The sequence below is a fragment of the Streptomyces anatolicus genome (assembly GCF_019400875.1).
Classification (GTDB): Bacteria; Actinomycetota; Actinomycetes; order Streptomycetales; family Streptomycetaceae; genus Streptomyces; species Streptomyces anatolicus.
Genome location: NZ_WMBF01000250.1, coordinates 1 through 9,074, shown reverse-complemented (window position 1 = coordinate 9,074; position 9,074 = coordinate 1). Strand labels below are relative to the sequence as shown.

The following is a 9,074-nucleotide window of genomic DNA, read 5'->3' as shown; positions in this document are numbered from 1 at the left end:
GGTAGGGGGCTGTGGTGTACTCCGGCTCGGGCAGTGCGCCCCGGTCGAGCTTGCCGTTCGGGGCCAGGGGCAGCCGGTCGAGGGTCACGAAGGCGGACGGCACCATGAAGTCGGGCAGCCGCTCCGAGACGAAGGCGTGCAGCTCCTTCGAGTGCGGGCCGGGGTGGTCGTCGGCCGTCGTGCCGCCGAGGGTGACGGCGGGGACGACGTACGCCACCAGCTGCTTGGTGCCGCCGCCGCGTCCCTCGCGGGCGATGACGGCGGCCTGCGCGACGCCGGGGTGCGCGGTGAGCGCGGCCTCGACCTCGGCGGGCTCGACGCGGAAGCCGCGCACCTTGACCTGCGTGTCCCCGCGGCCCACGTACTCCAGTTGGCCCTCGGCGTTGAGGCGGGCCAGGTCGCCGGTGCGGTACATGCGCGCGCCGGGCGGGCCGTACGGGTCGGCGACGAAGCGTTCGGCGGTCAGCGCGGGGCGGGCGTGGTAGCCGCGGCCCACGTTGCCGCCGACGTACAGCTCGCCGACGGCGCCGGGCGGCACCGGGGCGAGGCCCGGGCCGAGGACGTAGGTCCGCATGTTGCCGAGCGGGGTGCCGACGGGCGCGCCGCCCGTCCAGCCGCGCGGGTCGCCGTCGACGGTGAAGGTGGTGGCGTAGAACGTCTCGCTCTGCCCGTAGGCGTTGACGACCCGGACCCCCGGGAAGGCCTCCCGCGTCTTCTCGACGAGCGATGCGGGCAGGGCCTCACCGGCGAAGACGACCGTCTCCACGCGGGTGCGGCCGGAGATCTCCTCGACGAGTTCGGCGAAGGCGGACGGCACGGTGGAGATGACGCTGCCGCTCCAGCCCTTGCGGTCGCCCAGCGCCAGGACGTCCGGGACGAGTTCGACGACGCCGCCCGTGGCGAGTGTCGTGAAGATCTCGAACGCGGAGACGTCGAAGTTGACGGACGTGCCGGCGAGGAGCCGCTTGCCCGGCTCCATGCCCACGCGGGAGGCGAGCCGCAGCACGCCGTTGACGACGTTCGCGTGGGTGATGGCGACGCCCTTGGGCTTGCCCGTGGAGCCGGAGGTGTACATCACGTAGGCCAGCTGGTCCGGGTGGAGCGGACGGTCGAGGCCAGGGGCGTCCGCCGACAGGTCGAGCGCGTCGAGGAAGGCGTCCGGGGCGTCGTGCTCCGGCAGTACGGCGGCCGTCGCGGTATCCGTCAGGACCAGGTGGGGCCGTGCCTCCTGGAAGATGGCCGCGAGGCGGTGGCTGGGGTACCTGGGGTCGACCGGCAGATACGCCCCGCCGGCCTTCAGGACCGCGAGCAGGGCGACCACCAGGTCCGCCGTGCGCGGCAGCGAGACCGCGACCACCGACTCCGGGCCCACACCGCGTCCGGCAAGTGCGCGCGCCAGGCGCTCGGCACGGGCGGTCACCTCGTGGTAGGTGAGCGACGCGTCCTCGGCGATGAGCGCGACCTCGTCCGGGCTCCGCTCCGCCTGGGCCTCGACGAGCCCGGTGATCGTCACGTCCGGCGTCGGGACGGCCGTGTCGTTGAACTCGCCGAGGAGGCGGTCGCGTTCGGCCGGCTCCAGGACGTCGAGCTGGGCGACGTTCCGTTCGGGGGTGGCCGCCACCTGTTCCAGGATGCGTACGAACAGGGTGGCGTACGTCTCCACCGTGGCCCGGTCGAAAAGGCCGGGGGTGTACTGGAGGAGGAACTCCAGGCGCGTCTCGGCCGCCGCCATCAGTGCCAGGGGGTAGTGGGTGCCGTTGGTGGGGCGCAGGCCGGTGAAGGCGATGCCGTCCGCGGCCTCGGTGGCGGCGCTGATGCCCTCCCGGTCGACCGGGTAGGACTCGAAGACCACCAGGGTGTCGAAGAGGGTCGGCAGGCCGAGGGCCCGCTGGATCTGCGGGAGGCTGTAGTGGTGGTGCTCCATCAGGCCGGCCTGCCGGTCCTGGAGCCGGGTCATGACCTCGGCGAGGGTGTCGCCCGGTGCGTACTCCACGCGTACGGGCAGGGTGTTGATGAACATCCCCACCATCGACTCGACGCCCGCCACCGCGGGCGGGCGCCCGGAGACGGTGGCGCCGAACACCAGGTCCTGGCGGCCGGTGAGCTGGCCGAGCAGGAGCGCCCAGGCGCCCTGGACCAGGGTGTTGACCGTGACGCCCAACGCGGCGGCGCGCCGGTTGAGTTCGCCGGACAGCTCCGGCGGGACGCTGAACTCGATCTGGTCGAGACCGTCGCCGTCCGCCGCTCCCGGGACGAGCAGGGTCGGCTCGTCCACCCCGGCCAGCTCGGCCGCCCATGCCCGTGCCGCCTCGTCCTGGTCCTGCTGGGCGCGCCAGGCCAGGAACTCGCCGAAGCCGCGTGTGTGCGGCAGGCCGGATCCGTCGCCGTGGGAGGCGTAGAGCAGCAGCAGGTCCCGCATCAGCAGGGGCGCGGACCAGCCGTCGGACAGCACGTGGTGGACGGTCAGCACGAGTTCGGCACGGCCGGGTTCCAGGACGGCGAGGGCGAGCCGCAGCAGCGGTGGGGTGTCCACGTCGAAGTGGGCGGCCCGGTCCTCGGTGAGGAACCGCTCGAAGGTCTCGGTCCGCTCCGCCTCACCGGCCCCGGTCAGGTCGAGGTACCGCCACGGCAGGGTCACCCCGTCGGCGGGCACCACCTGCACCTGCTCGCCGTCGCCCCGGTTGACGAACGCCGCACGGAGGTTGGGGTAGCGCCCGAGCAGCGCCTGCCCGGCCCGGCGCATCCGCTCCGGGTCGACCTCGCCGGAGAGCTGGAACACCAGCTGTATGTGGTACGGGTCGAACGACGTTCCGGCGAGCATCGAGTGGAAGAGGATGCCGGACTGGGTCGGGGTGGTCGGCCATATCTCGGTCAGCCTGCCGAGCCGGGACTCCCAGGTGTCGATCTCCTCCTGGCTCACGTCGACGAGGGGGGCATCGCTCGGGGTCAGCCCGCCGGCGTCCGGTGCTGTGGCGTGCCGGGCCAGGGCGGTGAGCGCCCGGATCCACAGCTCGGTCAGCTCGGTCACCTCCTCGCGGGAGAGCACACCGGTCGGAAAGCCGAAGTAGGCGGTCAGTTCCTCGCCGTCCTCGGCGGGGGTGGCCACCGCGTTGATCTCCAGCGCCGAGAGAACGGGCATGTCGGCGTCCGGGGCGGCGATCAGGTCCTGGTGGGTGGTGTCCGGCCCCCAGCCGAGGCCGCGCAGCTCCTCGGGGATGTCGGCCCCGGAGGTACGGCCGAGGTAGTTGAAGCCGATCTGCGGTTCCGGCGCCGTGGCCAGCGCGGCGGCGGTGTCGGGGTTGAGGTGGCGCAGCAGGCCGTAGCCGATGCCGTTGTCCGGCACCGCCCGCAGCTGTTCCTTGACGGCCTTGATCGCCCGGCCCGCGCCCGGGCCACCGGCGAGGGCGTCCGCCACGTCGATGCCGGCCACGTCGAGGCGTACGGGGTAGAGCGAGGTGAACCATCCGACCGTGCCCGACAGGTCCGCGCCCGGCACCACGTGCTCTTCCCGGCCGTGCCCTTCCATCCTGACCAGCGACGAGGATCCGGCGAGGCCTCGCGTGCGGCGCCAGTGGGCGACGGCCAGGGCGAGTCCGGCAAGCAGGCCGTCGTCGGGGCCGCCACGGAACACCGCGGGCACCGTGGTCAGCAGCGCCTTGGTGACGTCCGCCGGGACGCGGACGCGGACCGTGTCGACGGTGGCCGTGACATCACGCGTGCGGTCCAGCGCGCGCGCTCCGAGCACCGGCTCGTCCGAAGCCAGGATGCCCTGCCACACGGGCAGTTCCGCGACCCGCTCCGGGTCGGCCGCCTCGTCGGCCAGGGCATGCGCCCACCGGCGCAGCGAGGTGCCCGCCTTCGCCGGTTCCGGGGCGCGGCCGTCCCGGACGCGCCGCCACGCCGCGATCAGGTCCGGCACGAGGACGCGCCACGACACCCCGTCGACGACCAGGTGGTGCAGGACGATCAGCAACCGGTCCGCGTCCGTGCCGGAGGTGAACCACACGAACTGCGCCATGACGCCCGCGTCCGGGTCCAGCCTGCCCGCGGCGGCGTCCAGTTCGGCGTGCACGTCGGTGTCGCCGTAGGGGACCTCGCGCAGCAGCGCGTCGGCGTCCACACTGCCCGGCGGTGCGATCGACAGGCCCGATCGAGGCCGGTCGAGCCGGGAGCGCAGCACGTCGTGGCGGTCCAGCACGTCCTGCACCGTCGCGACCAGTGCCGCCCGGTCGACGTCCTCGGGCAGGGTGAGCATCCCGGACATGGAGAACCGGCCGACGCCGCCGCCCAGCGCGAGCACGTGCGCCGCCATCGGGGGCAGCGGGGCCCAGCCGACGCCGCCGCCGGGCAGCTCGGCCAGGGTCGCGGCCTCCTCTCCCGCCCGTCCTTCGACGAGTTCGGCGAGCCGGGCGACCGTGCGGTGTTCGAAGACCTCCCGCGTGCTGACCGTCACGCCCCGCGCCTTGGCCCGCGCGACGACCTGGATGGAACGGATGCTGTCCCCGCCCGTGGCGAAGAAGTCGTCGTCGATGCCGACCCGTTCCAGGCCGAGCACTTCGGCGAAGAGCGCGCTGAAGGTCTCCTCGCACTGGTTGCGCGGCGCCCGGCCGGTCGAGCCCTGCGCGTAGTCCGGCGGCGGCAGCGCCCTGCGGTTCAGCTTCCCGCTCGGGGTCAGCGGTATCTCCGACAGCGGGACGACCGCGGTGGGCACCATGTAGTCCGGCAGGCAGCCGTGCAGGTGCTCGCGCAGCTCAACGAGCATCGGGCCGAGCGACTTGGCGAGCGCGGGGGCATTCGCCCGGGCCCGTCGGCCCACGGCGCCGGGGACGAAGGTGCCCGAGACGGGCGGTGGCCCGGCCTGCCGCGCGGGCAGCAGCACCGCGTCGAAGTAGCGCGCGTCCTCGCCGGACAAGGTGAGGAGCGCGTCGCGCTGGTTCTCCCCCGCCCACCGCGTCAGCTCCCGCGGATCGACGGGGCGACCGGGCATGGGCGCGGGGTCGAGGAGGCCCGCCGCGACCGCCACGGCGGTCTCCTCGACCAGCCGCGCGTTGGGTATGCCGGTCACCCGCACCGGGCCGTATCCCACCCGCTCCTCGACGTGGCCGAGGTCGGCCAGGTCGGACAGCTGGCCGCCCCAGGGCACCGAGGGCACGTCGGCCAGGTCGAGCACGCCGGCCGGGTTCTTGTGCAGAACCACCTCATAGCGGTGCCGGGTCAGTTCGTTGTGCGCCCGCCCCGGCTTCAGCCGGATGTCGACGGAGACGGGGCGGTCCGCCGCCCACTCGGTGAACCACTCGGGGGCGACCACCAGCTCCCGTTCGGCGAGCAGTTCCTTCTCCACCAGCGTCCGCAGGTCGTCGTACGAGGCGTGCGGGTGCGCCGCGCGCTGTACCGCGGTGAGCAGCATCCGGAGCGTCGTGAGGTTGCGGACGTCACCGACGATGACCCGGCCGCCCGGCGCGAGCAGTTCCATGGCCCCGCTCAGGACCCGGTCCAGGTACTCCGCGCTCGGGAAGTACTGGACCACCGAGTTCAGCACCACGGTGTCGAACCGGCCGCGCGGCAACCCGGCAAGGTCATCGGCCGTCTGGGCGCTCAGCCGTATCCGGTCGCCGTAGCCCGCCTGTTCGGCCTGGGCCCTGACGCGGTCCACCACCGGCGCCGAGATGTCGGTGCCCCAGTACTCCTCGACCTCACCGACGATCTTCGCCATGAGCAGGCCGGCGCCCACGCCGATGTCCAGCACCCGCCGTGGCGCGAACCGCAGCACCTGGGCGACCGCCGCGTCCCGCCACTCCCGCATCTGTTCGCGCGGGATGGGTTCACCGTCGTACGACGACGTCCACATCTGGAAGTCCTCGCCCCACGCCTGGTCCTCGGAGGCGCGGTAGCTGGCGTCGTAGACCTGGCGCCATTCATCCGCCTGACCGTCCACGTCCGCCACCGCGGCGCCCGGATCGGGCACCACGTAGCCCACGAGACGCTTGTCGCCCTGCTGCTCCTCGCGGACCACGACCGCCGCCCGCGCCACACCGGGGTGCCCGGTCAGCGCCTGCTCGATCTCGCTCAGTTCGATGCGGAAGCCGCGGATCTTGACCTGGAAGTCGGTGCGGCCGAGGTATTCGACCTGGCCGTCCTCGTTCCACCGGGCCAGGTCGCCGGTGCGGTACATCCGGGTGCCGGGTTCTCCGTAGGGGCAGGCGACGAAGCGGTGCGCGGTCAGCGCGGACTGTCCGAGGTAGCCCCGGGCGAGCCCGGCACCGGCGAGGTACAGCTCGCCGGCCACTCCCGGTGGCACCGGGCGCAGGGCCACGTCCAGCACGTACACCTGGGTGTTCCACACGGGGGCGCCGATGGGCACCCGGTCGGCGCCCGGCACGTGCTGCCACGCGGTGACCTCCACCGCCGCCTCGGTGGGTCCGTAGAGGTTGTGGACCCCGCAGCCCGGCAGCACGCCGGAGACCTTGTTGGCCAGCGCGGCCGGGAACGCCTCGCCCGCGACTTCCATCCAGCGCAGGCTGGTGCACTCCTTCGCCGCCGGTTCGGTGATGAACACCTCCAGCAGGGACGGCACGAAGTCCGCGCCCGTCACCCGCTCCCGCTTGATCAGCTCCGCCAGATAGGCCGGGTCGCGGCGGCCGTCCGGGCGGGCGATCACCACGGCGGCGCCCGTCTGCAGGGGCGCGAAGAGTTCCGGCACGGACACGTCGAAACTGGCGGACGTGCTGAGGAGCACCCGGTCCTCGGCCGTGACGTCGAAGTGGGCGAGGCCCCACGCCAGCCGGTTCATGATCGACCGGTGGGACACCTGCACCCCCTTCGGCCCGCCCGTGGAGCCGGAGGTGTAGATGACGTACGCCGCGTTGTCCGGCGACAGCGTCCGCTCCGGGTTCACCGCGGGGTGGCCCGACACATCGGGAAGCGGGCCGTCGAGCACCAGCAGCGGCCGCGCGCTCTCCAGCAGGTGCCGCACCCGGTCCTCGGGCAGGTCGGTGTCGATCGGCAGATAGGCGGCGCCCGTCTTGACCACCGCGTAGACCGCCACCATCAGGTCGACGGAGCGCGCGACGCGCACCGCGACCAGCCGCTCGGGGCCCGCGCCCCGCTCGATCAGCCAGTGCGCCAGCCGGTTGGCGCGCCGGTTGAACTCCGCGTACGACACTGTCTCCTGCTCGCCGATGAGCGCCAGGCGGTCGGGGTCCCGTTCCACCTGCGCCTCGAACGCGCCCGGCAGGGTGTCCGCGGCCACCGGGCGCGCGGTGTCGTTGACCTCCCGGACCAGCCGCTCCCGCTCCCCCGCCGACAGCACGTCGATGTCGCCGAGACGCACGCTCGGGTCGGCGACCGCCTGGCGCAGGATGCGCACGAGCCGCTCGACGATGTCGACGGCGGTGGTGTGGTCGAAGAGTTCCGCCGCGTACTCGAGGCGTCCGTAGGCGCGTCCGGACGCCTGCGGGACGATGTTGAAGAACAGGTCGAACTTGGCGGTGTCGGTGCCCGCGGGGGCGAGGGACGCCCGCAGGCCGGGCATCTCGATCTCCGGCCACACGAACTGCCAGGCGAGCATCACCTGGAAGAGCGGTTGGTAGGAGGTGGAGCGCTCCAGGTCGAGCAGTTCCACCAGCCGCTCGAAGGGAACGTCCTGGTTGTCGTAGGCGGCGAGGGCCTTGTCCCTGACCTGCGCCACCAGATCGCCGAACGAGGGGTTCCTCGCGAGGTCGACGCGCAGCACCCAGGTATTGACGAAGAAGCCGATCAGGTCGGCCAGGGCCTCGTCCGTGCGGCCCTCGATCGGGCTGCCGATCGTCACGTCCTCGCCGGCCCCCAGCTTCTGCAGCAGGACCGCCAGCGCGGCCTGGACCACCATCGGGGCCGTGGCACCGCGCTCGGCGGCCAGCTTGCCGAGCCCGGCGACCAGGTCGGGCTCCATCAGGAAGTCGACGTGGCCGCCGTCGTAACCGGCCACCGCCGGCCGGGGCCGGTCGAGCGGCAGCCGCACCGGTTGCGGCACTTCGGCCAGCTCCCGGCGCCAGTAGGCGATCTGCGGCGCGGCGACGCTCTCGCGGTCGCCGTCCTCGCCCAGGAGTTGCCGCTGCCACAGGGTGTAGTCCTTGTACTGCACCGGCAGGGGTGTCCACTGCGGCGCGTCCCCGCGGTGCCGGGCCGTGTAGGCCTCCACCAGGTCCCGCAGGAACGGCGCCATCGACGCCCCGTCCGCGGCGATGTGGTGGAACACGAACGTCAGAACGTGTTCCTTCGGGGAGAGACGGAAGACGAAGGTCCGCAGCGGGAGGTCGGCCTCCAGGTCGAAGCACTCGCTCGCCGCCCGGCTCATCGCGTCGTCCAGCGCCTCCTCGGCCACGTCGAGCACCCGGAACCGGGGGTCCGCCTCGTGCGGGGCCAGGATTCGCTGCTCAGGTGTGCCGTCCGCGTTCTCGACGACCAGGGTGCGCAGGCTCTCGTGCCGGGTGACGACGTCCGTCACCGCAGCGGCCAGGGCCGCCGTGTCCAGCTCCCCGTCCAGGCGCAGCGCGAACGGGATGTTGTAGGTCGCGGACGAGCCTTCCAGGCGGTGGAGGAACCACATCCGACGCTGGGCAAAGGACAACGGGATCATCGACGCTACTCCTGTACGGTCATCTGTCGCAGCTGGGGGCGCTTCGATCGGGCCGACTTCTTGATCTGCTCCGCCAGTTGGGCGACGGTCGGATTGCGGAACACCGTCGTGACTTTCACGTCGACGTCGAGCTCGGTGCGGATGCGGCCGATCAGCCGGGTGGCCAGCAGCGAATGCCCTCCGTGGTCGAAGAAGTCGATGTCGATGCCGACCTCCTCCACCCCGAGCAGCTCCGCGAAGAGCCGGCACAGGACTTCCTCGTGGTGGTCGCGCGGTCCGCGTCCCGCGGCGAGTTCGGGCTGGTCGGGGGCGGGCAGCGCGGCGCGGTCGACCTTGCCGTTCGGTGTCACCGGGATGCTGTCGAGGAGCACCAGGTGGGCCGGGACCATGTAGTCGGGCAGATGGCGCTCCAGGTGAGCGCGCACCTCGCGGGTGAGCTGGGCGGGACTGTGCCATC

General features: G+C 72.8%; 2 protein-coding genes. Both read right to left on the bottom strand.

From position 1 onward, the window contains the following. A partial coding sequence (locus GKQ77_RS20880) for a non-ribosomal peptide synthetase (protein WP_219690447.1) occupies nucleotides 1-8,617 on the bottom strand: 8,617 nt, incomplete at its 3' end. Nucleotides 8,618-8,622: 5 nt separating this feature from the next. Continuing rightward, nucleotides 8,623-9,074: phosphopantetheine-binding protein (locus GKQ77_RS20875; RefSeq protein ID WP_219690446.1), on the bottom strand; the 452-nt coding region annotated here is incomplete at its 5' end.